Raw genomic sequence first — 21,902 nt, forward strand, 5'->3', positions numbered from 1 at the left:
AAGGAGTGCAAGATAATGGCTACCAGTACCATGCAGTTCAAGATCTACCGCTACGATCCCGACAAGGACAACGCACCGTACATGCAGGATGCTTCGGTCGAGGTCGATTTCTCGCTCGACCGCAAGTTGCTCGACGTCCTGACGCGGCTGAAGGCGAAGGACGACAGCCTGTCCTATCGCCGCTCGTGCCGCGAGGGCATTTGCGGTTCCGACGCGATGAACATCAACGGCAAGAACGGCCTTGCCTGCCTGACCGAGATCAAGGATCTCAAGCAGCCGGTGGTCCTGCGGCCGCTGCCCGGCCTGCCGGTGATTCGCGACCTGATCGTCGACATGACCCAGTTTTTCAAGCAGTACCACTCGATCAAGCCGTACCTGATCAACGAGGGGCCACGTCCGGAACGCGAGCGGCTGCAGTCGCCGGAAGAGCGCGAGGAACTCAACGGCCTCTACGAGTGCATTCTCTGCGCCTGCTGTTCCACCTCTTGCCCCTCGTTCTGGTGGAATCCCGACAAGTTCGTCGGGCCGGCAGGGTTGCTCAACGCTTACCGCTTCATTGCCGACACCCGTGATCAGGCAACCAACGAGCGCCTCGATGATCTCGAGGATCCCTACCGTCTGTTCCGTTGCCATACGATCATGAACTGCGTCGATGTCTGCCCGAAAGGATTGAACCCGACGCGGGCGATCGGCAAGATCAAGGAGATGATGGTTCGTCGCGCCATCTGATGGACGACAGGGAGAAGCTCAACCGCCTGCGCTGGCGTTGCACCCGGCGCGCGATGCTGGAGATGGATCTGCTGCTCGGCGAGTTCCTCGAGCGGCTCTACCCGACCCTCGATGCAGCGCAGGCGGATGCTTTCGTCACCATGGCCGACATGGAGGACTTGGAGTTGTGGCCGCTGGTCAATGGCCAGCGCGAGCCCGACGATCCGGTGCAGGCCGAAGTACTCGCCTTGTTGCGCAACGTAAGAGTTAAGTAAGGAAGCTGTCCTAGTCTCAAGGCTTCCTGTTCGTAGCTGTGACCTCAACACCTGAACGGGGATTTATACAATGACGACCGAGCGCAAAGCAACTCTGATCATCGAAGGACGGCCGCCCGTCGAGTTTCCAATCATGACGCCGACACACGGCAATGATTGCATCGACATTCGCACTCTGGGCGCCAAGACCGGCCTGTTCACCTACGATTCCGGCTACCTGTCGACGGCGAGTTGCCGGTCGACGGTCACCTTCATCGATGGCGACAAGGGTGAGTTGCTCTACCGTGGCTATCCGATCGAGCAACTGGCCGAGCAGTGCAACTTCCTTGAGGTCGCCTATCTGCTCTGGCACGGCGAACTGCCGGACGCCAAGCAGAAGGCAAGGTTCGAACTGAACATCAAGGAACACACCATGGTGCACGAGCAGCTGGTGAAGTTCTATCAGGGCTTCCGCCGTGACGCGCACCCGATGGCCGTGCTGGTCGGAGTCGTCGGCGCGTTGTCGGCGTTCTATCACGAAGCCGAGGACTTTTCCGATCTCGAGCACCAGAGCATCAGCTTCAACCGCATCGTCGCGAAATTGCCGACGATCGTCGCCATGGCCTACAAGTATCATCGCGGCGAACCGTTCATGTATCCACGCAACGATCTCGACTACACGGCGAACTTCATGCACATGATGTTCGCGACACCGTGCGAGAAGTACGTCCCGAATCCGGTTCTCGTGCATGCGCTCGACACCATCTTCACGCTGCACGCCGATCACGAGCAGAATGCATCGACCTCGACGGTACGCCTCTCCGGCTCCTCGGGTGCCAATCCCTATGCCTGCATCTCGGCCGGCATCGCCTGCCTCTGGGGCCCGGCGCATGGTGGTGCGAACGAAGCCTGCCTGCAGATGCTCGAGGAGATCCACGACGTTTCGCGCGTCGGCAAGTACATCACGCGGGCGAAGGACAAGAACGACGACTTCAAGTTGATGGGCTTCGGCCACCGCGTTTACAAGAACTTCGACCCACGCGCCAAACTGATGCGCACGGTGTGCAGCGACGTCCTCAGCGAACTCGGTCTGCAGAACGACCGCCTGTTCAAGCTGGCGATGGAACTCGAGAAGATCGCCCTCGAAGACGAGTACTTCATCGAGAAGAAGCTCTATCCGAACGTCGATTTCTACTCCGGCATCGTGCAGAAGGCTCTGGGTATCCCGACTTCGATGTTCACCTGCATCTTCGCGCTGGCGCGCACTGTCGGCTGGATGACGCAGTGGGAAGAGATGATCAACGATCCGGAGTACAAGATCGGTCGCCCACGGCAGCTGTACGTCGGCGCTGCCAGGCGCGACGTCGTGCCCGTCGATCAGCGCTAGGACGACAGGGTTGAAAGGGCGGCAGGCAGTAGCCGCCCTTTTTTCATGCCGTGGCCCTTTCGCCACGGCTTTTCTCAATCCGAACCAGACCGGCGAAGACAGGTAACTGCCATGATGAATCAGCTTTTTGGTAACTCTCTCCTTTTTGGCGGTAACGCGCCCTTTGTCGAGGAGTTGTACGAGAACTATCTCGACAACCCTGGATCCGTTTCCGAGCAATGGCGCGACTACTTCGACAGGCTGGCGCAACTGCCGGGTTACGTCGCGCGCGATGTTCCGCATCTGCCGGTAATCAATGCTTTCGCCGAGCAGGCGAGGAAGGGAGGCTATCGGGCGGCGGCAGCAGCGCCTGTTGACGATCGGAAACAGGTTGGCGTGCTGCAGATGATCACCTCGTACCGTTTCATCGGTGACCGCTGGGCGAACCTCGATCCACTCAAGCGCATGGAACGTCCGGAGGTGCCACAGCTCGACCCGGCCTACTACGGCTTCTCCGATGCCGACCTGCACACCGTCTTCAACGCTGGTTCCTTCAAGGGTACTCCCGATCACGCCACCTTCGGCCAAATCTACGATGCGCTCAAGGCGACCTACTGCGGCTCGATCGGCGTCGAGTACATGTACATCAGCACGGTGGCGGAAAAGCGCTGGATTCAGGATCGTCTCGAACGGATCCACTCGAAGCCGAACTACACGGCCGACGAGCGCAAGCGGATGCTCGAGCGACTGACCGCGGCTGAAACGCTCGAACGTTATCTGCATACCCGCTATGTCGGCCAGAAACGATTCTCGCTCGAGGGCGGCGAGTCGACGATCGTTGCGATGGACGAGCTGATCCGGGTTGCCGGTGCCGGTGGCGTCGACGAGATCGTCGTCGGCATGGCGCATCGTGGCCGCTTGAACGTGCTGGTCAATACGCTCGGCAAGGAGCCGGCGATGCTCTTCGAGGAGTTCGAGGGCAAGAAGGCGCAGGAGCTGACCGCCGGCGATGTGAAGTACCACATGGGTTACTCGTCCGACGTGTCGACACCGGGAGGACCCTGCCACCTGACGCTGGCCTTCAATCCATCGCACCTCGAGATCGTCAACCCGGTGGTCGTCGGGTCGGTTCATTCGCGCCAGCGCCGGCGCGGCGAGGACGGCCAGGACAAGGTACTGGCGGTGTTGCTGCACGGTGATGCCGCAGTCGCCGGGCAGGGCGTCAACCAGGAGATGCTCAACTTTGCGCAGACGCGAGGCTACGGGGTTGGTGGAACGGTCCACATCGTGATCAACAACCAGATCGGCTTCACGACTTCCGACCCGCGCGACTACCGTTCGTCGCTGTACTGCACGGACATCTTCAAGATGGCCGAAGCGCCGATCTTCCACGTCAATGGTGACGATCCCGAGGCCGTGGCGCTGGTCACCGGCATCGCCGTGCAGTACCGCAAGGCCTTCAAGAAGGACGTCGTGATCGACATCGTCTGCTATCGCAAGCTCGGACACAACGAGCAGGACGAGCCGATGGTCACGCAGCCGCTGATGTACAAGAAGATCCAGCAACATCCCGGAACGCGCAAGCTCTACGCCGACAAGCTCGTCGCCGAGGGTATTCTCGCCCCGGAGGGGCCGGACGAGATGATTGCCGACTATCGGGCCCACCTCGACCGTGGCGAGCTGCTGTACAACCCGGTAATCGCCGGTTACAAGCACCCGATGACGATCGACTGGACGCCCTTTCTTTCCCCGAGCTACATCGACAACTGCGACACGAAGGTGCCGGTCGCCGAACTGCGCCGGCTGGCCGAGCGGTTGACGACGATTCCGGCCAACTTCACCCTGCACAGCCGGGTCAGGAAGATCATCGACGACCGGCGGCTGATGGGCGAGGGCAAGCTGCCGGTCGACTGGGGAATGGCCGAGAACCTGGCCTACGCTTCGCTGCTCGTGTCGGGTTATGGCGTCCGGATTTCGGGCGAGGATGTCGGCCGCAGCACCTTCTTCCACCGCCACGCTGCCCTGCACGACCAGAATCGCGAACACTGGGATCGCGGCACCTACTATCCACTGGCCAATCTGCAGGATAGGCAGGGTGGTTTCCAGTGCTTCGACTCGGTGCTCTCGGAGGAGGCCGTGCTCGCCTTCGAGTACGGCTACGCGACCGCCAATCCCTTCGAGCTGGTCGTCTGGGAAGCACAGTTCGGCGACTTCGCGAACGGCGCGCAGGTGGTGATCGACCAGTTCATCGCTTCCGGCGAAGCCAAGTGGGGGCGCGCCAGCGGTTTGGTGCTGCTGCTGCCGCACGGTTACGAAGGCCAGGGACCGGAGCATTCGTCGGCGCGCATCGAGCGTTACATGCAGCTCTGTGCGGAGATGAACATGGAGGTTTGCCAACCGTCGACGCCGGCGCAGGTGTTCCACATGTTGCGCCGGCAGGCGGTACGCAACCAGCGCAAGCCGCTGGTCGTCTTCTCGCCGAAATCGCTGTTGCGCCACAAGGATGCGACGTCTTCGCTAGAGGATCTGAGCGACGGCGAGTTTCAGCCGGTGATCGGCGAGGTCGAACCGATCAATGCCAAGAAAGTGACCCGCGTCATCTTCTGCTCCGGCAAGGTGTACTACGAGCTGGTCGCCGCGCGCCACGAGAGGAAGATCGCGCACGTCGCGATTGCCCGCCTGGAGCAGTTCTACCCGTTCCCGCAGGAGGCATTCCAGGAAGAGCTGGCGAAGTACCCGAAAGCGACCGAGGTCGTCTGGTGCCAGGAAGAACCGCGTAACCAGGGCGCCTGGTACTGGATCGCGTCGCGCCAGCACCTGTCGCGCTCGCTGAGCGACAAGCAGCACCTGCTGCTCGTCTCGCGCCCGGCGTCGGCCTCGCCGGCGGTCGGTTACGCCAGCAAGCACAACGCCCAACAGAAGGCTCTGATCGACTCCGCACTGGGTGAGATCGAGTATTACAAACTGCCCTAGAACGGAGAGAACATGATCATCGACGTCAAAGTTCCACAGCTTTCCGAATCGGTCGCCGAGGCGACACTGGTGTCGTGGCACAAGAAGGCCGGCGACGCGGTCGCCCGTGACGAGAACCTGATCGACATCGAGACCGACAAGGTCGTCCTTGAGCTGCCTGCACCGGACAGCGGGGTGCTGGTCGAAATCGTCAAGAGTGACGGTGACACGGTCGTCGCGGGTGAAGTGATCGCGCGCATCGATACCGCTGCCCAGGCCGGTACGGTCGCCGCCGTGGCCGCACCGGCAGCCAAGACGCCAGCGCCGGCAGTCGAAGCCGCCGCCGTCGCGCCGCCGGCTGGCGCGGTCGGTGTCGCGCTGCCGGCCGCGCGCAAGATCCTCGAGGAAAAGGGCGTGGCCGCCAGCGAGGTGGCCGGAAGCGGACGTGGTGGACGCATCACCAAGGCCGATGCGCTGGCAGCGCAGGCGCCGCCTGCACCCGTTGCGGCACCGGCGGCGAAGCCGCCAGCCGCAAAGCCGGCCAGTCCTTTCGTCACCGCGCCGCCGGCACTGCCGCCGGCACCGAGCGTCAGCATTGCGCTCGGCGATCGGCCGGAGCAGCGGGTGCCGATGTCACGCCTGCGGGCGCGCGTCGCCGAGCGTCTGCTGCAGTCGCAGTCCAGCAACGCCATCCTCACCACCTTCAACGAAGTGAACATGGGACCGATCATGGCGCTGCGCAAGCAGTACGCCGAGCGCTTCGAGAAGACGCACGGGGTTCGCCTCGGTTTCATGGCCTTCTTCGTCAAGGCGGCGGTCGCTGCGCTGCAGAGGTTTCCGGTGCTGAACGCTTCGGTCGATGGCAACGACATCGTCTATCACGGTTACATCGACATCGGTATCGCCGTCGGCAGCCCGCGCGGCCTGGTCGTGCCGATCCTGCGCGATGCCGACCAGATGTCCTTCGCCGACATCGAGAAGAAGATCGGCGAGTATGGCGTCAAGGCCAAGGATGGCAAGCTGTCGATGGAAGAACTCACCGGTGGCACCTTCTCGATCTCGAACGGTGGCGTCTTTGGTTCGATGCTGTCGACGCCGATCATCAATCCACCACAGTCGGCGATCCTCGGCATTCATGCCACCAAGGATCGGCCGGTGGTCGAGAACGGCCAGGTCGTCGTCCGGCCGATCAACTACCTGGCGATGTCCTACGATCATCGCATCATCGACGGCCGCGAAGCCGTGCTCGGGCTGGTGACGATGAAGGAGGCACTGGAAGATCCGGCTCGCCTGCTGCTCGGCGTCTAGTCAGTCATCGCGCCGGCACGGAGACGCGGGGGGAGTTCCCTGTGCCGGCTCCGTGCCTTCGTGTCTCCGCGGTTGGAAAGGGAAACCATCATGTCCAAGCAATATGACCTTCTCGTTGTCGGTGGCGGCCCGGGTGGTTACGTCGCAGCCATTCGTGCCGCCCAGCTCGGTTTCAGCGTCGCCTGCTGTGAATCGAATGCCTATGCCGATCCGAAGGGCGAGCCAAGGCTCGGCGGCACCTGCCTGAACGTTGGCTGCATTCCGTCGAAAGCGCTGCTGCACACCTCGCACCTCTTCGAGGAAGCAGGGCACAGCTTCGCCGAGCAGGGAATCGCCGTCGGCACGCCGGTGATCGAGGTCGGCAAGATGCTGGCGCGCAAGAACGCCATCGTCAAGCAGCTCACCAGTGGCATCAAGGGGCTGTTCAAAAAGAACAAGGTGACGCTGCTCAACGGGCATGGCAGTTTCGTCGGCCGCAAGCAGGTGGACGGAGGCGACGTCTGGCAGATGCAGGTCGGCGACGACCTGGTCGAGGCGAAGCAGGTTATCGTCGCGACCGGATCGAAGGCGCGGCATCTTCCTGGTGTACTGGTGGACAACGAGATCGTCTGTGACAACGTCGGTGCGCTCGACATCGCCGCCGTGCCGAAGAGGCTTGCGGTCATCGGTGCCGGGGTGATCGGCCTGGAAATGGGCAGCGTCTGGCGCCGCCTCGGTGCCGAGGTCACGATTCTCGAAGCGCTTCCCGAGTTCCTGGCTCTGGCCGACGTCGACGTTGCCAAGGAGGCGGCGAAGGTATTCGCCAAACAGGGTCTCAGGATCATCCTCGGCATCGAGATCGGCGACGTCAAGGTTTCACAGAAGGGCGTCTCGATCGACTACACCGACAAGGACGGCGGCGAGCACAGGCTCGACGCGGACCGCCTGATCGTCTCGATCGGTCGCATCCCGAATACGGATGGCCTGGCTGCCGAACAGGTCGGTTTGCAGTTGAACGAGCGCGGCCAGGTCGAAGTGGATGCGCATTGCCGCACCAACCTGCCGGGAGTGTGGGCGGTCGGCGACGTCGTTGCCGGTCCGATGCTGGCGCACAAGGCCATGGAAGAGGGGGTCATGGTTGCCGAGCTGATGGCCGGTCAGGCCGGGCACTGCAATTTCGACACCATTCCCTGGGTGATCTACACCAGCCCGGAGATCGCCTGGGTGGGCAAGACCGAGCAGCAGCTCAAGTCTGCAGGCATCGCCTACAAGGCCGGAAAGATTCCCTTTGCCGCCAACGGCCGCGCGCTCGGGATGGGTGATCCGTCCGGCTTCGTCAAGATCCTCGCCTGCGCCGCGAGCGATCGCATCCTCGGCGTCCACATCGTCGGCGCCAACGCTTCCGAGCTGATCTCGGAGGGCGTGGTGGCGATGGAATTCGGTGCTGCTGCCGAAGACCTGGGGCGGATCTGCCACGCACACCCGACGCTGTCGGAGGTGGTGCACGAGGCGGCGCTGGCTTGCGACAAGAGGCCGCTGCACTTCTAGTCGACGCCAGACCACAGGGCGCAGCGACGCTCTGGCGAGGTGCTGCGGGTAGCTCACCGCTGCTCCGCAGCGAACGCGGGTCGATCGGATGCCCGCTGAGCGTCAGCAGGTGCTTGCCGTTCAGTCGCCGCAGAAAGGATTGCTGCGGCGTTCCTTGCCGAAGGTCGACATCGGACCGTGCCCCGGAATGAAGGCGACATCGTCGCCGAGTGGCCAAAGCCGGTTGCGTATCGAGGAGATCAGGGTGTCGTAGTCGCCCTTGGGAAAATCGGTACGGCCGATCGAGCCCTGGAAGAGCACGTCACCAACCAGTGCCAACCGCCCGCAGCGGTCGAAGAAGACGATGTGCCCCGGTGTGTGTCCGGGGCAGTGCAGCACCTCGAGTTCGACGTTGCCGACGGAAACCGTATCACCCTGTTCGAGCCAGCGGTCGGGAGTGAAGCTGCGCGCGTTGGCCAGACCGAACATTCTGCTCTGCGAGGGCATGCCGTCGATCCAGAACTGGTCTTCACGCTGCGGTCCTTCGATCGGTAGCGAACGCCGTGCCGCCAGATCGGCGACGGCACCTGCATGGTCGATGTGGCCGTGAGTGACGAGGATCTTTTCCAGTTCGACGCCGTTGGCCTCGACGGCGCGCAGGATGCGTGCGATGTCGCCGCCCGGGTCTACGACCGCACCGCGGTGCGTCTGCTCGCACCACAGGAGGCTGCAGTTCTGCTCGAAAGGAGTGACCGGGATGATCTGATATTTCATGCTGGACGGCTCCGCGCGGGCGGCTGTGGGTGACAGCGGTGGCGGAGTATAACAGAGGCACCGGCTGCCCCGGCAGGCGCCAGGCGGCGCCTGCCGGGGCAATTGCCGTGGGCGGCACCAGGCGCCTATTTCAGGGCCGACAGCGGGGCGCCGAAGTTGATGTGAAAGGCTTGCCCGTCGATCACCAGCGCTGGCACCGATTGCACACCGAAGCCTTCAGCTTCGGCAACGCGGCGGGCATCCTGGCCGAGGTGTACGACCTCGACTGCATAACGCGCAGGATCAAGGGCTTCCGCGAACTGCTGCTCGGCGGCGACACAGACCGGACAGCCGGCATGGTAGAAGATGGCTTGGCGCATGACGTTCTCCTCTGGCGGAATGTTGGACCGATACATGCATCGACTCGATGCATGGTGACACCTTACCGCCGGCACAAAGCACTTGTCAAGCAATGATTCGAGACGATACATTATGGCCATGAAGCCGAGCGTCTTCATCCTCGAGCGCGTGGCGGCGCTGCTCCAGCAGCTGCTACGCGACGATGCCGCGCGCCACGGCCTGCTGCCGGTGCATCTGCAGGTGCTCGGCTACCTCGCGCAGGCGAACCGTTACAGCGATATCCCGATCGCCGTCGCGAGCTACCTCGGCGTTACCCGCGGCACGGTGTCGCAAACTTTGGCGGTGCTCGAGCGCAAGGGGCTGATCAGCCGGAGCAGCGACGATCGCCATGGTCGCCGCGTTCACCTGCAGCTGACGGCAGCCGGCGAGGAGGTGCTGGCCGGCAGCTGGCCGCAGCGTCTCGACCGGCTTCTTGCTGCCAGCGGTGCCGATCTCGACGAACTCGCGAGTCAACTGCGCGCTGTCCTCGGCAGTCTGCAGCGACTCAACGACCGGCAGGCTTTCGGTCAATGCCGCGAATGCGCGCACTTTCTCGCCGAGAACGGAAGCCAGCGCTGCGGCCTCACCGGCGAAATGTTGGCAGTCGAACAGACGATCCGGATCTGCCGTGAGTGGAGCGACCCGCGGGCGGATCGTCCGGCCCTGCAGGCGCCAACCCGCTCGCCATGAGCGTGCCGGCAGCGCGACGGCGTTCCTGGTGGCGATCGCCGATGAGCGCTCTTGCCGGCATCGTTTCGCTGGCCTGCAGCCTTGCCGCCGTCGCCGCCGGTGGGGCGGTGGCGCAGGTCGAGGTACGGCGTCATGGCGAGGTGTACAGCGTCCATGCCAGCGCGCAGCTGGCCGCCGGTCAGCGACTGGTCTGGGACACGCTGACCGATTATGAGCACTTGGGCGAGTTCGTCCCCGGCGTCCGGCGCGCGCGCGTGCTCGAACGCGACGGTAACCGCCTGCTCCTCGAGCAGGCGGGCATCTTCAGGGTCCTCTTCTTCGAGTTGCCGGTGCACGTGCGGCTCGACGTCGTCCACCTCCCCTACGTGACCGTCATCGCGCAGCTGGCGACGGCAGAGACGGGGGCAGGCGACCCATCGACATTGCGCAGTTTCACTGGCCGCTACCGGATCATCCAGGGAGACGAGCGGCTGCCGCCCGGCGTCGTGCGGCTCGACTACGACGCGCGGTTCGAGCTGTCCACGCCACTCGCGCCACTGCTCGGTCCGCTTTTCGGGGGGGCTGCCGTGCGGCAGACGATGCGCGCCCAGTTCGAGGCCATGCTGCGTGAGATCGAGCGCCGGCAGCAGGCACTCGCGGGACCTGAGCAGCCCGGATGAGCCACAGGCCGTTGCTTGTCGCCGCCTGCTGCACGCTGATCGGTTGTGCCGGACTCGATCCGCATGCTGACGATCCGGCAGCACAGCGCCAACTGCGACAGGATGCCGTCGGCGACTGCGCGCGCCTGTTCGCGGCGATCGACCGCCGCATCGACGCCGACGGCACGCGCGATGCGCAGTCGCCACGGGTTCCCGGCTTTCCCCATCTGCGCGTGGATCGCGTCCTGGCCCGGCTGGCTCCTGCTGCGAAGGTGCCATTGGGGGATCCGCTCGCGGCGCAATGGTATCGGGCGCTGGCACGGCTTGATGCCGACGGGCGCGCGATCGAGCTGGCGAACAGCGCCCCGACGACGGTCAGCAGCGACGAGCTGGCTGCATGTCGGGAGACGCTTGCCTTGGCCGATCAGGCGGAACTGGCAAAGGTTCGGGCGGCGGCCGTGGTCCCCGACGACTATTCGACGACGCTGCGCGCGCTGGGCCTCTATCCGTTGACGCGCTACCTCTTCGCCGCCGGCATCGAGCGTTGGCAGCAGGAGACGCTGGCTATTTTCGCCGCGCAGGCAGCCGAAACGACAGGCGGGCCGCGGCGGGTGCGCTACGTTCCCGACGCGCAGCCGGAGAGCCTGCCGCTGCTCAGGGATCTGTCGGCAGTCGGTCTGCCCCGCGTCGCCGGCGCCAAACTTGCCGAACTCGTCGTGCGTCATGCTCCCCGACTCGAAATCGAGACAGCCGGAGAGGACGACCGACCCGGAGCGCTCGCCTGGCAGCCGGATCGTACCGACGGCCACCGCCTGGTGGTGGCCATTGCCGAGCCGGTGCTCTACGTCCGCAGCGGCTACGCGCAAATGGCCGACCGCTGGCTGTTGCAGCTGAGTTACACTGCATGGTTTCCCGGGCGCCCGCCAGACCGGGCGCCGGACCTGCTGGCGGGGCGTTTCGACGGCCTGCTCTGGCGCGTCACCCTGGCCGAGGATGGCAGTCCGCTGATTTACGACACGATACACCCATGTGGCTGCTACCACCTGTTCATTCCGGGAGAGCGGGTGCGCGCCAGGGCGCGGCCAGCCGGCGTCGACGAGGGCCTGTTCGTGCCCCAGGCGCTGCTGGCACCGAGGACGGAGCAGCGGATCGTCCTCAGGCTCGCCGCCGGCACGCATCATCTGCAGCAGGTGCTTGTCGAGGCGGCTGCCGCGGCAGCGGGAATACGGCTGGCTCTGCACGACGAAGATGAACTGCGCTCGCTGGCGGTTCCGGGTGGCGGCCGGCGCAGCGTTTTTGCCGCCGACGGACTGCTCCCCGGTAGCGAAAGACTGGAGCGTTTCGTGTTCTGGCCGATGGGCGTGCGCAGTGCCGGCCAAATGCGGCAGTGGGGACGGCATGCCACCGCCTTCGTCGGCCGGCGCCACTTCGACGATCCGCTGCTTCTGGACCGCTATTTCGAGCGCTTGCCATGATGCCGCGTGAGGAGGGAGCATGCCGGAGACGGTCGTGAAGATCAGGGTGGCGACCTACAACATCCACAAGGGCGTCACGGGAGTCCGTGGTCGGCCGCGAATACACGATGTCCGCCTGGCGCTAGATGCGATCGATGCCGACATCGTCTTCCTGCAAGAGGTGCAGGATCGCAACGAGCGGCTCGCACGCCAGCCAGGCTACCCGTCGTCCGGAACACAACTCGATTTTCTCGCCACGGGCGCCTATGAGCACCGCGCCTATGGGATGAATGCGGCCTATCCGCATGGGCATCACGGGAACGCGATCCTCTCGCGCCATCGCATCGTCGCCCACACCAACCACGACATCTCCGACCACCTGCTCGAGAAACGAGGACTGCTGCATGCGGTGATCCGTCTCGGGCGCGGGCGCGGCAAGGAAGTGCACCTGATCTGCGTGCATTTCGGTCTGATCAAGCGCAGCCGCCTGCGGCAGGCGAGCTTCCTCGCCGATTTCGTTCAACGCGAGGTACCCGCAGGGGCACCGCTGATCATTGCCGGCGACTTCAACGACTGGCAGCAGAGGGTCGACCGCCTGCTGCGCGAGCGGCTTGGCGTCGACGAAGTGACGGTGGCTTCGCCTGTTGAGCGGCACGACCGTCGCCTGCTCGACTGGCTGCTGCCATGGCGCCGGCGCACCACGGCGGCAGAGGTTACCCGCACCTTTCCCAGCTTTGCTCCCTGGCTGACGCTGGATCGCATCTACGTGCGCGGTTTCCAGGTGCTCGAAATGCACGTTCCCAGGGGGATCGCCTGGGCGCGCTGTTCCGACCACGCGCCGCTGATCGCCGAACTCGTCCTGCGCCCAGCGCGTGTCGGCGTGGCAACGTCGAGGGCGAGCACGCTGCACCCCGGGGCGTGTATTTGAGCCTGGGGCGGTGTCTGAGGCTCCGGGGCCGATGCGCTGCTCCTGGCGATCGCCATCGCTGCCTGCACCAGTTTGCCGACCCACGCGAGCGGATCGCGCAGACCTTCTTCACCACTGCAGTGAGGGTTCGGGCGAGTTGCTGCCGCGCGTCGCGTACCCGACAGGCAGACCGTTCAGCGGATGGCGCCGACGAAGCCGTCGATCGTCGGTCGAGCGGCGTGCAGATGCGCCAGGCAGTCGTCCCAGAGGGCGGGTCGCAGTCCGAGCCGTCGCAGTTGCGCCGCATCCTGGTCGCTGGCCAGCGTTTCGACGAAGCCGTCGAGGGCCGCATGTGCGACCCGGTTGGCGAGGCCGACGAGGGCGCAGAAGCGGTATTCGTCGCCGCTGGCGTCGGGCTCATGGTGGTGGGCAATAGCGGCGATGTGGCGTGCCGGCAGGTCCCAGCGTTCGGCGACCATCTGGCCCACTTCCGGGTGGGTAAACTCGAACAGCGTTCGCTCGGCCTCGAGACTGCCGAACGCCGAATCACGTTCCAGATCGAGTACGTGGCGGTAGTCCGACTCGGCCTGGACGGCGAAGATGAGCTTGCCGATGTCGTGCAGCAGACCCGCCATGAATGCCTCATCACCGGGGTGGCGGAGCGCAGCTGCGAGGAAGCGGGCGGCGGTAGCGGTGGCGATCGAGTGCTTCCAGAACTCGACCAGGTTCAGCCGCTCGGTCCGGAAGGAATCGAAGGCGCCGACCGAGATCAGCATGCCCTGGACATTGGTGAAGCCGAGCACCCGGACGGCGTCGGCGATGGTGCCGATGCGGCGCGAAAGGCCGAAGAAAGCCGAGTTGGCAACGCGCAGGACCTTGGCCGAGATCGCCGGGTCATGGATGATCACCCGTTCGACCGCGCGCGCGTCGCTGGCGGGATCCTGCATGACGCGCAGTGCCTGCATGACCACTGCCGGCAGCGTCGGAACCTCGTAGACATCGATTGGCCGGAAGCGCGCCAGCGGTTCGGCTGTCAGCTTGTTGCCGTCGAGGGCGTGGTCCGTTTCGAGGAGCGCGCCTGGCAGCCCGGGATGGACAAGCTGGAAGGCGTGGATCGGCTGCGGCAGGTCGCGCAGGCGGAGCATGCCGACATCGTGCAGGCTGCTGCCCAGGGGCAGGGTGCTGCGCACCAGTGCTGCGGTTGCCGAGCTGAGCAGGGTCTGGCCGCCGTGGGTCACCGCCAGGAGCCGGGCGACGCGATTGAGCGTGCGACCGAAGTAGTCGCCGTCGCTCAGGTAGGCCGGCCCGCTGTGCAAGGCGATGCGCACGCGCAGCGGGCTGCGCGTCGGCCAGTGCTCGCCGGCAAGGCTGGTCTGGATCTGGCTGGCGGCGCACAAGGCAGCCGCGGCGTCATCGAAGGTGACGCAGAAGGCATCGCCGACGGTCTTGAAGACCAGTCCACGGTGGCGCTCGATTGCCGCCGCGAGCAGGGTGTTGTGCCGCTGCAACGCGACGCGCATGGCTTGCGACTCGCTTTCCCAGAGGCTCGTCGAACCCTCGATGTCGGTGAAGAGGAAGGTCGTGTCGATCAGCGCGGCATCGCCGAGACCGGGCTTTTCGATCGCCATCTGCCTTGGTTCCTGCTGTCAGTGGGGCTACTCAGGGCTGCCGGCCGACGGCTGCCGCGTGCAAGCTTCGCGAACCGCCGTTCGGGCCATCGACGGTTTCCGCGACAGCGGCATCGGCGGACCATGGCCTCTCGAAGACCGTCCGTCGTGCTCCCGAGGGGGCTGTTGTCATCGTCCTTCTCCATCGAAAGGTCGGCACTCTGCCGGCAGCCAGCCACGGCGAGACCAGTACCGGCGCTGTGCCGTACCATACGCGATGGGTTGCTTCGCTGATACTGCATCGCCGTCCCCCGGGACCCTGGAGGCCGACGCCAAGGCAGGGGGGCACTCCAAGGCGCATAGTCTGGAGCGTTCGTGGTCTACGTACAAGCACTCGTCACCACTGTCGTCAGCCGCGACCGCGGCTTTGTTTCCCTCCAAGGACGCCCCGTCGCAGGACAGCGCCCGGTACTCGGGGATTGACTCTGACTAATTGTCAATTCTATACTCGTCTCGGGCATGCGGGTTGTCCCTCTGTGTCCGTGCCGCAGTAGTCGTCGAACCGGAGTTCAGGAGTAACACGCCATGTACAGTCTGAGATCCATAGCCTGCGCGGCGGCCGCGCTCATCTCCCTGCATGCAGTGCCGGCGAAAGCCGCTCCTGCAACCCTCGCCGATCTCCTCGCCGGTGGAACGTTGCAGGTCGACGGCCTGACGTTTTCGAACTTCAAGCCGCTGCTGGCGTCAGGTGTTCCTTCCGGCAGCGTTCTGCTCGATGCCATCGTCTATAATCCGAGCCTTCTCGGCAGCATGCCACTGATTGATCCGACTGGCAGCGGCGTCCTTTCGCATGCCTTCGGTAACGCAAGCCCCGCTGTCGCGAGCAGCATCAGCGTGTCGACGCTGTCTGACGACTTGGCGACGCCGCAGGTAGTCGATCCGGGGCTGCTGTTCGCGGGTCCGACGACATGGTCGGTAAGTGCCGGCAACATTGCGTCGCTACAGGTCAGCGCCTTCTTCTACGACGTGACGCGCGGTTCGACCTCGGGGCCAATCCGCAGTGCAGGCCTCCTGCAGGCCACGGCCGCAGTCGTCGCGGTCGGCCCGGACAGTTCCCCGTCGGCGGGCCTGCCCGACTTCGCCGTCGGCGGCGCGTTGCAGTTCGTCTTCGACGCGAGCGGTCAGCTTATCGATGGCAACGCCACGGGCGAACTGTTCGCGCGTTTTGACTGGCTGGGGCTGCTTGGTTCGTCCCAGCTGTCATCCGAATTTGCTTTTCCGGATCAGGATTCCGTTCGTGTTTACAACCTGATCGCGGTCGGCGCCTCGTCCGGGGGCGCGTATACGCTCGGCTCTCTGAGTGAACGTTACGATCCTCCGTCGCCGCCGGGCGGCAATAACTTGGCTTCGCTGCTGCCGCTTGCTGCTGCCGTTCCCGAGCCCGGTTCCCTCCTGCTTCTGGCAGTTGCCGTGCTCGGTCTCGGGTTTACACGCTACCGCCCGGCCTGAGGGCGGGACGGTCGCTGCCTGCCGATGGCGGCGGCGTGCGGTTTGCTCTTCGCTTGTCCGTAAGGCGAAGAGAGGCTGGTGGCGCCAAGGCAAGGTGGCCGGGAGACGGTCCCCTTTTGGAGGATTCACTGTCGCGGCGTGAGAAGGCTGGAACGTTTGCCGCCGGGAGCGGTCTGTGGGAATGCGGGCATGGCTCGCAGCGCAGCAGTCTCCGGAGAACCCGCATGCGCCACTCGCCGTTCAACACCCTGTCCCGCTTCAGCCCGCCCGGGCAGCCGGATGCGCTGTACTACTCGCTGCCGGTGCTCGCCGCCGCCGGCATCGGCAACGTCGACCGCCTGCCGGTGTCGCTGCGAGTCGTCCTCGAGGCGCTGCTGCGTCACTGCGATGGGCTGCGGGTGAGCGAGAAGCACATCGTCGATCTGGCACAATGGCGACCGCGGGCCGAGCGCAGCGAGGAGATTCCCTTCGTCGTTGCACGCGTCGTCCTGCAGGACTTCACCGGTGTGCCGCTGCTCTGCGATCTGGCGGCCATGCGCCACGTCGCTGCCGGGCGCGGACTCGATCCGCGGTGCATCGAGCCGCTGGTGCCGGTCGATCTGGTCGTCGACCATTCGCTCCAGGTCGATCACTACGGGACGCCAGAGGCGCTGCAGCAGAACATGCGCCGCGAGTTCGAGCGCAATGGCGAACGCTATCAGTTCATGAAGTGGGGCATGCAGGCCTTCGATACCTTCCGCGTCGTGCCGCCCGGAGTCGGCATCGTCCATCAGGTCAACCTCGAGTACCTGTTCCGCGGCGTGCGGCAGCAGGAGACGGCTGACGGCAGGCTGTGCTTTCCCGACACGCTGGTCGGTACCGATTCGCACACGACGATGATCAATGCCGTCGGCGTCGTCGGCTGGGGCGTCGGCGGTATCGAGGCCGAGGCGGCGATGCTCGGCCAGCCGGTCTATTTCCTGACCCCCGACGTGGTCGGTGTCGAACTCGACGGCCGCCTGCGCGAAGGCGTCACCGCGACCGATCTGGTGCTGACGGTGACCGAACTGCTGCGGCGCGAGAAGGTGGTGGGCACCTTCGTCGAATATTTCGGCGACGGCGCGAGCACGCTGTCGGTGACCGATCGCGCAACGCTGGCCAACATGGCGCCGGAGTACGGGGCGACGATGGGTTTCTTCCCGGTCGACGAGAAGACCGTCGAGTACATGCGCAGCAGTGGTCGCAGCGAAGAGGACTGCGTGCTGTTCGAAGCCTATTTCCGCGCCCAGGGCCTGTTCGGCATCCCGCGCGCGGGCCAGGTCGACTATTCGCGCCGCGTGTACCTCGACCTGTCGACGATCGTTCCCTCGCTCGCCGGCCCGAAGCGGCCGCAGGACCGGATCGCCTTGCCCGACATGGCCAGCCGCTTCAACGCCCTGTTGACCGCCGCCGAGTCGGCAGACGGCTTCGGACGGCCGGCGGCCAGCCTGCTGCAGCGCCATCCGACCGGGTTCCCCGGCGTCGACCTAGGCCATGGCGACGTCCTGATCGCGGCGATCACCTCGTGCACCAACACCAGCAATCCGGCGGTGATGATCGCTGCCGGGCTGCTGGCGAGGAAGGCGGTGGCCAAGGGGCTGCGGGTCAGGCCACACATCAAGACTTCGCTCGCGCCCGGTTCGCGGGTGGTGACCGATTATCTCGACCGCGCCGGGTTGCTGGCGCCGCTGGCCGAACTGGGCTTCGCGCTGGTTGGCTATGGCTGCACGACCTGCATCGGCAACGCCGGCGATCTCGATCCGGCGTTCAACCGGACGATCGCCGAGCAGCAGCTGATCGCTGCGGCGGTGCTCTCGGGCAACCGCAACTTCGAGGCGCGCATCCACCCTGGTCTGCGGGCCAACTACCTGGCGTCACCGCCGCTGGTGGTGGCGTTCGCGATTGCCGGCCGGGTCAACATCGACCTCGAGAACGAGCCTCTGGGCAACGATGCCCATGGGCAGCCGGTGTATCTGCGGGACATCTGGCCGAGTTCCGACGAGATCGGCGCCGTACTGCCGCTGGCGCTCGATCCGCAGGCCTTCCGCCGGCGCTACGCCGATGTCGGCGCCGACCAGGATCTGTGGCAGTCGATCCCGGCGCCGAGCGGCGAGGTTTACGACTGGCCACCGTCGAGCTACATTGCCCGGCCGCCGTTCTTCGAACTGCCGCCGCAGGCTGCCGGCGACATTCGCGGCGCCCGTGTGCTGCTGCTGCTCGGCGATTCGGTGACCACCGACCACATCTCTCCGGCCGGCTCGTTCGGCGAGGCGACGCCGGCGGGGGAGTGGCTGCGCGCACAGGGGGTGGAGCGCGCCGATTTCAACTCCTACGGGTCCCGCCGCGGCCATCATGAGGTGATGATGCGCGGCACCTTCGCCAATGTCCGGATTCGCAACCTGATGCTGCCGCCCGATGCCGATGGCCGTCGGCGCGAGGGTGGTCACACGCTGCTCGACGGGCAGCCGACGACCGTCTTTGCGGCGGCGATGAGTTACCTCGAGCGGGGGATACCGAGCATCGTCGTCGCCGGCGAGGAGTATGGCACCGGCTCGTCGCGTGACTGGGCCGCCAAGGGAACACGCCTGCTCGGCGTGCGGGCGGTGATCGCCCGCAGCTACGAGCGGATTCACCGCGCCAACCTCGTCGGCATGGGCGTCCTGCCGTTGCAGTTCCTGGGCGACGACTCGGCCGCCTCGCTCGGCCTGCGTGGCGACGAGCGCTTCGACATCAGCGGGCTGGCCGGCGGGCTGTCGCCGATGCAGACGGTCGCGCTGGTGATCACGCGCGGCGACGGCGAGCGACACGAGTGTCCGCTGCTCTGCCGCATCGATACGCCGATCGAGGTCAGCTATTACCGTGCCGGCGGCATCCTGCCGTTCGTCCTCGGACACTTGCTTGGCGAGCGGTGATGGGCTGCGGCCGGTACGCTGCAGCGTCCGCGTGGCCCGCAGCTTGCCGCTCCGGTCGCTGATGGCGTTGCCTGGCGGTAAGCGCTGCCGGGAGTCTTTGCCGGACCGCAGGCCTTGGCCGCAGGCGAGTACGGTATTAAGATCGCTGGCGACACGGCGCAGTGCTGCGTCCTGCTTCCCCGGAGGGCTTGTCGATGTTGATGCGCGTTGATCATTCGGTTCTCCTGCTCGTCGATCTGCAGGAGCGGCTGCAGCCGGCGATCCATGACGCCGCTTCGGTGCTTGCGGCCGGCATCTGGCTGACGCGCGTCGCGCAGCGGCTGCAGGTGCCGGTGATCTGTACCGAGCAGTACGTCAAGGGCCTCGGGCCGACGATGTCGGACCTGCGCCAGTTGCTGCCGGCGGAATGCGTGATCGAGAAGACGCACTTCTCGGCGCTGGCCGACGGCAGACTTCTGCAGCTTGCCGGTGGCGACCGGGCGCAGTTCATCGTCGCCGGCACCGAAGCGCATGTCTGCGTGCAGCAGACGGTGCTCGACCTGCTGGCTGCCGGCCGCAACGTCTTCGTCGTCGATGAGGCGATCGGCTCGCGGCGCGCCAGCGACAAGGCGCTGGCGGTCGAGCGCATGCGCCGCCACGGCGCCGACATCGTGTCGCGCGAGATGGTCGTCTTCGAGTGGCTGCGGCAGGCGGGGAGCGACGTCTTTCGCGCGATCAGCCGCGAGTTCATCCGCTGACCGGAAGCAGCCGGGAGGCGGAGGGGTGGCGCCGCGGGATGCGCTGGGCGCTGCCTACGCCGGCGGCGGAGCCTCCTCGCCACTGATGCCGAAGACCTGGCGGCGGATGCGGAAGAGTTCGTCCCGTGCGGCGGCGGCCTTCTCGAACTCGAGGTTCCTGGCGCAGTCGAGCATCTCCTTTTCCAGACGCCGCAGTTCGCGCGCCAGTTCCTTCTCGCTCATGGCCGCATAGCCGGCCTGTCGTTGCGCCGCCTTGACTTCCCTCTGCGCGCTTTCGCTGTCGTAGACGCCGTCGATGATGTCGATGATCCGCTTGCTGATGCCGGTGGGGACGATGCCGTGGCTGTCGTTGAAGCTGATCTGCCGTTGCCGGCGCCGTTCGGTTTCGGCGATCGCCCGCTGCATCGATCCGGTGACCCGGTCGGCATAGAGGATTGCGGTGCCGTGCAGATGGCGGGCGGCACGGCCGATGGTCTGGATCAGCGATCGCTCGGAGCGCAGGAAACCTTCCTTGTCGGCATCGAGGATGGCGACCAGTGACACTTCCGGAATGTCGAGGCCTTCGCGCAGCAGGTTGATGCCGACGAGGACATCGAACTTGCCGAGGCGCAGGTCACGGATGATCTCGACGCGCTCGACGGTGTCGATGTCGGAATGCAGGTAGCGGACGCGCACTTCGTGGTCGCTGAGGAAGTCCGTCAGATCCTCGGCCATCCGCTTCGTCAGTGTGGTCACCAGGACGCGCTCGCCGGCTGCGGCGCGGCGCCGGATCTCGGAGAGCAGGTCGTCGACCTGCGTCGAGGCCGGGCGCACGATCAGCACCGGGTCGACCAGCCCGGTCGGACGCACGAGCTGCTCGACGACCTGCCCCTGATGCGCCTCCTCGTAGTCACCCGGGGTGGCCGAGACGAAGATCGTCTGTCGCAACAGGGCCTCGAACTCGGCGAACTGCAGCGGCCGGTTGTCGAGCGCCGAGGGCAGGCGGAATCCGTACTCGACGAGGCTTTCCTTGCGCGAGCGGTCGCCCTTGTACATGCCGCCGACCTGCGACACAGCGACATGCGACTCGTCGATGAACAACAGCGCGTCGGCGGCGAGATAGTCGAGCAGCGTCGGCGGCGGCAGCCCGGGCTGGCGTCCGGAGAGATGCCGCGAGTAGTTCTCGATTCCCTTGCAGAAGCCGACCTGATCGAGCATCTCGAGGTCGAAGCGGGTGCGCTGTTCGATCCGCTGCGCCTCGACCAAGCGGCCCGCGGCCTGGAAGCTGGCGACCCGTTCGGCCAGTTCGACCTTGATCGCCTCGACTGCCCGCAGAACCGTCTCGCGCGGCGTCACGTAGTGCGACGAAGGAAAGATCGTGAAGCGCAGCAGGCGGTTCTGCAGGTGGCCGGTCAGCGGGTCGAAGAGCTGCAGGCCGTCGATCTCGTCGTCGAAGAGCGAGATGCGGATCGCCTGCTCGGCGTGCTCGGCGGGAAAGACGTCGATGACGTCGCCGCGGACGCGGAAGCTGCCGCGGCGGAAATCGGTTTCGTTGCGCTCGTACTGCATCGCCGTCAGGCGCTTGATGATCTCGCGCTGCCCCAGCCGGTCGCCGACGCGCATGGTCAGGATCATGCGGTGGTACTCGTCGCGGTCGCCGATGCCGTAGATGCACGATACCGTCGCCACCAGCACGCAGTCGCGTCGTTCGAGCAGGCTCTTGGTGGCCGAGAGACGCATCTGTTCGATGTGCTCGTTGATCGACGAGTCCTTCTCGATGTACAGGTCGCGCGACGGCACGTAGGCCTCGGGCTGGTAATAGTCGTAGTAGGAGACGAAGTACTCGACGGCGTTGTCGGGGAAGAACTCGCGGAACTCGGCGTAGAGCTGCGCCGCCAGCGTCTTGTTCGGCGCCAGGACGAGCGCCGGGCGGCCGCTGCGGGCGATGACGTTGGCCATGGTGTAGGTCTTGCCCGAGCCGGTGACACCAAGCAGCGTCTGGAACGACAGGCCGTCGCGCAGGCCAGCGAGCAATTGCTCGATCGCCTGCGGCTGGTCGCCGGCCGGCTGAAACGGCTGGTAGAGGCGGAACGGACTGTCCGGGAAGGTCAGCGAAGGAGGCCTCTCGAGGGTTTGCGTTTGCCTTGCCATGCTAGAATTTTACGTTTTTTTGTGCGCACCGGTCGCGACGGCGAGCCGTGCGCA

17 protein-coding genes are annotated in these 21,902 nt (G+C 65.5%); 13 read left to right on the forward strand and 4 right to left on the reverse strand.

Going from position 1 to position 21,902, the window contains the following annotated elements; translation table 11 throughout:
- The first annotated feature begins 15 nt into the window (after window positions 1-15).
- The 6 genes from NFW30_RS15100 (at window position 16) to lpdA (ending at window position 8,115) form a co-directional block, all read left to right on the forward strand.
- On the forward strand, window positions 16-729 hold the full coding sequence (locus tag NFW30_RS15100) for a succinate dehydrogenase iron-sulfur subunit (protein ID WP_034934554.1): 714 nt from the start codon (window positions 16-18) through the stop codon (window positions 727-729).
- The gene (locus tag NFW30_RS15105; protein WP_295351506.1) at window positions 729-983 is read left to right on the forward strand and encodes a succinate dehydrogenase assembly factor 2; all 255 of its coding nucleotides are present in this window, start codon (window positions 729-731) and stop codon (window positions 981-983) included. Before NFW30_RS15100 ends, NFW30_RS15105 begins: the two co-directional genes overlap by 1 nt.
- 70 nt (window positions 984-1,053) lie before the next feature.
- Window positions 1,054-2,349 carry a citrate synthase gene (gene gltA / locus NFW30_RS15110; RefSeq protein WP_295351509.1) on the forward strand — a complete coding sequence of 432 codons (1,296 nt, stop codon included), beginning with the start codon at window positions 1,054-1,056 and terminating at the stop codon, window positions 2,347-2,349.
- 111 nt (window positions 2,350-2,460) lie between these two features.
- The gene (locus tag NFW30_RS15115; RefSeq protein ID WP_295351511.1) at window positions 2,461-5,301 is read left to right on the forward strand and encodes a 2-oxoglutarate dehydrogenase E1 component; all 2,841 of its coding nucleotides are present in this window, start codon (window positions 2,461-2,463) and stop codon (window positions 5,299-5,301) included.
- Window positions 5,302-5,313: 12 nt separating this feature from the next.
- A complete protein-coding gene (odhB, locus tag NFW30_RS15120; RefSeq protein WP_295351513.1) occupies window positions 5,314-6,588 on the forward strand; it encodes a 2-oxoglutarate dehydrogenase complex dihydrolipoyllysine-residue succinyltransferase in 1,275 nt (424 codons plus the stop codon).
- A gap of 90 nt (window positions 6,589-6,678) precedes the next feature.
- Complete coding sequence (gene lpdA, locus NFW30_RS15125) at window positions 6,679-8,115, forward strand: dihydrolipoyl dehydrogenase (protein WP_295351516.1); 1,437 nt, start codon at window positions 6,679-6,681, stop codon at window positions 8,113-8,115.
- 120 nt (window positions 8,116-8,235) lie between these two features.
- Here the strand turns inward: lpdA and NFW30_RS15130 are convergent, their stop codons facing one another.
- Both NFW30_RS15130 and NFW30_RS15135 read right to left on the reverse strand, forming a co-directional pair.
- Window positions 8,236-8,868, reverse strand: coding sequence for an MBL fold metallo-hydrolase (locus NFW30_RS15130; RefSeq protein WP_295351519.1), 633 nt, complete (start codon window positions 8,866-8,868; stop codon window positions 8,236-8,238).
- Window positions 8,869-8,993: 125 nt separating this feature from the next.
- Window positions 8,994-9,227: a thioredoxin family protein gene (locus tag NFW30_RS15135; RefSeq protein WP_295351521.1), complete on the reverse strand. Its 234-nt coding sequence runs from the start codon at window positions 9,225-9,227 to the stop codon at window positions 8,994-8,996.
- A 112-nt stretch (window positions 9,228-9,339) separates the two neighbouring features.
- Between NFW30_RS15135 and NFW30_RS15140 the strand changes: the two genes are divergently transcribed.
- Genes NFW30_RS15140 through NFW30_RS15155 form a run of 4 tightly spaced genes read left to right on the forward strand, consistent with a single transcriptional unit; the run spans window position 9,340 to window position 12,956 of the window.
- A complete protein-coding gene (locus tag NFW30_RS15140; RefSeq protein WP_295372324.1) occupies window positions 9,340-9,936 on the forward strand; it encodes a MarR family winged helix-turn-helix transcriptional regulator in 597 nt (198 codons plus the stop codon).
- A 41-nt stretch (window positions 9,937-9,977) separates the two neighbouring features.
- Window positions 9,978-10,595: an SRPBCC family protein gene (locus tag NFW30_RS15145; protein WP_295351527.1), complete on the forward strand. Its 618-nt coding sequence runs from the start codon at window positions 9,978-9,980 to the stop codon at window positions 10,593-10,595.
- Complete coding sequence (locus NFW30_RS15150; protein ID WP_295351530.1) at window positions 10,592-12,049, forward strand: hypothetical protein; 1,458 nt, start codon at window positions 10,592-10,594, stop codon at window positions 12,047-12,049. The genes NFW30_RS15145 and NFW30_RS15150 overlap by 4 nt, the downstream gene beginning before the upstream one ends.
- A gap of 19 nt (window positions 12,050-12,068) precedes the next feature.
- Window positions 12,069-12,956: an endonuclease/exonuclease/phosphatase family protein gene (locus tag NFW30_RS15155; RefSeq protein ID WP_295351533.1), complete on the forward strand. Its 888-nt coding sequence runs from the start codon at window positions 12,069-12,071 to the stop codon at window positions 12,954-12,956.
- A 173-nt stretch (window positions 12,957-13,129) separates the two neighbouring features.
- Here NFW30_RS15155 and NFW30_RS15160 read toward each other — a convergent pair whose 3' ends face one another.
- On the reverse strand, window positions 13,130-14,563 hold the full coding sequence (locus NFW30_RS15160; protein ID WP_295351537.1) for an HDOD domain-containing protein: 1,434 nt from the start codon (window positions 14,561-14,563) through the stop codon (window positions 13,130-13,132).
- 564 nt (window positions 14,564-15,127) lie between these two features.
- Here NFW30_RS15160 and NFW30_RS15165 point away from each other — a divergent pair.
- From NFW30_RS15165 to NFW30_RS15175, 3 genes are all read left to right on the forward strand, one after another.
- Window positions 15,128-16,051 (forward strand): PEP-CTERM sorting domain-containing protein, encoded by a 924-nt coding sequence (locus NFW30_RS15165; protein ID WP_295351540.1) that lies wholly within the window; start codon window positions 15,128-15,130, stop codon window positions 16,049-16,051.
- A gap of 224 nt (window positions 16,052-16,275) precedes the next feature.
- Entirely contained in the window at window positions 16,276-18,981 is a 2,706-nt protein-coding gene (acnA, locus tag NFW30_RS15170; RefSeq protein ID WP_295351543.1) for an aconitate hydratase AcnA, read from the forward strand.
- A gap of 194 nt (window positions 18,982-19,175) precedes the next feature.
- Window positions 19,176-19,718 carry a hydrolase gene (locus NFW30_RS15175; protein WP_295351546.1) on the forward strand — a complete coding sequence of 181 codons (543 nt, stop codon included), beginning with the start codon at window positions 19,176-19,178 and terminating at the stop codon, window positions 19,716-19,718.
- Between the two features lie 54 nt (window positions 19,719-19,772).
- On the opposite strand, the gene uvrB is transcribed toward NFW30_RS15175, so the two are convergent.
- Window positions 19,773-21,848 (reverse strand): excinuclease ABC subunit UvrB, encoded by a 2,076-nt coding sequence (gene uvrB / locus NFW30_RS15180; protein WP_295351549.1) that lies wholly within the window; start codon window positions 21,846-21,848, stop codon window positions 19,773-19,775.
- Window positions 21,849-21,902 lie beyond the last annotated feature (54 nt).

The sequence above is a fragment of the Accumulibacter sp. genome, from assembly GCF_023806635.1.
GTDB lineage: Bacteria > Pseudomonadota > Gammaproteobacteria > Burkholderiales > Rhodocyclaceae > Accumulibacter.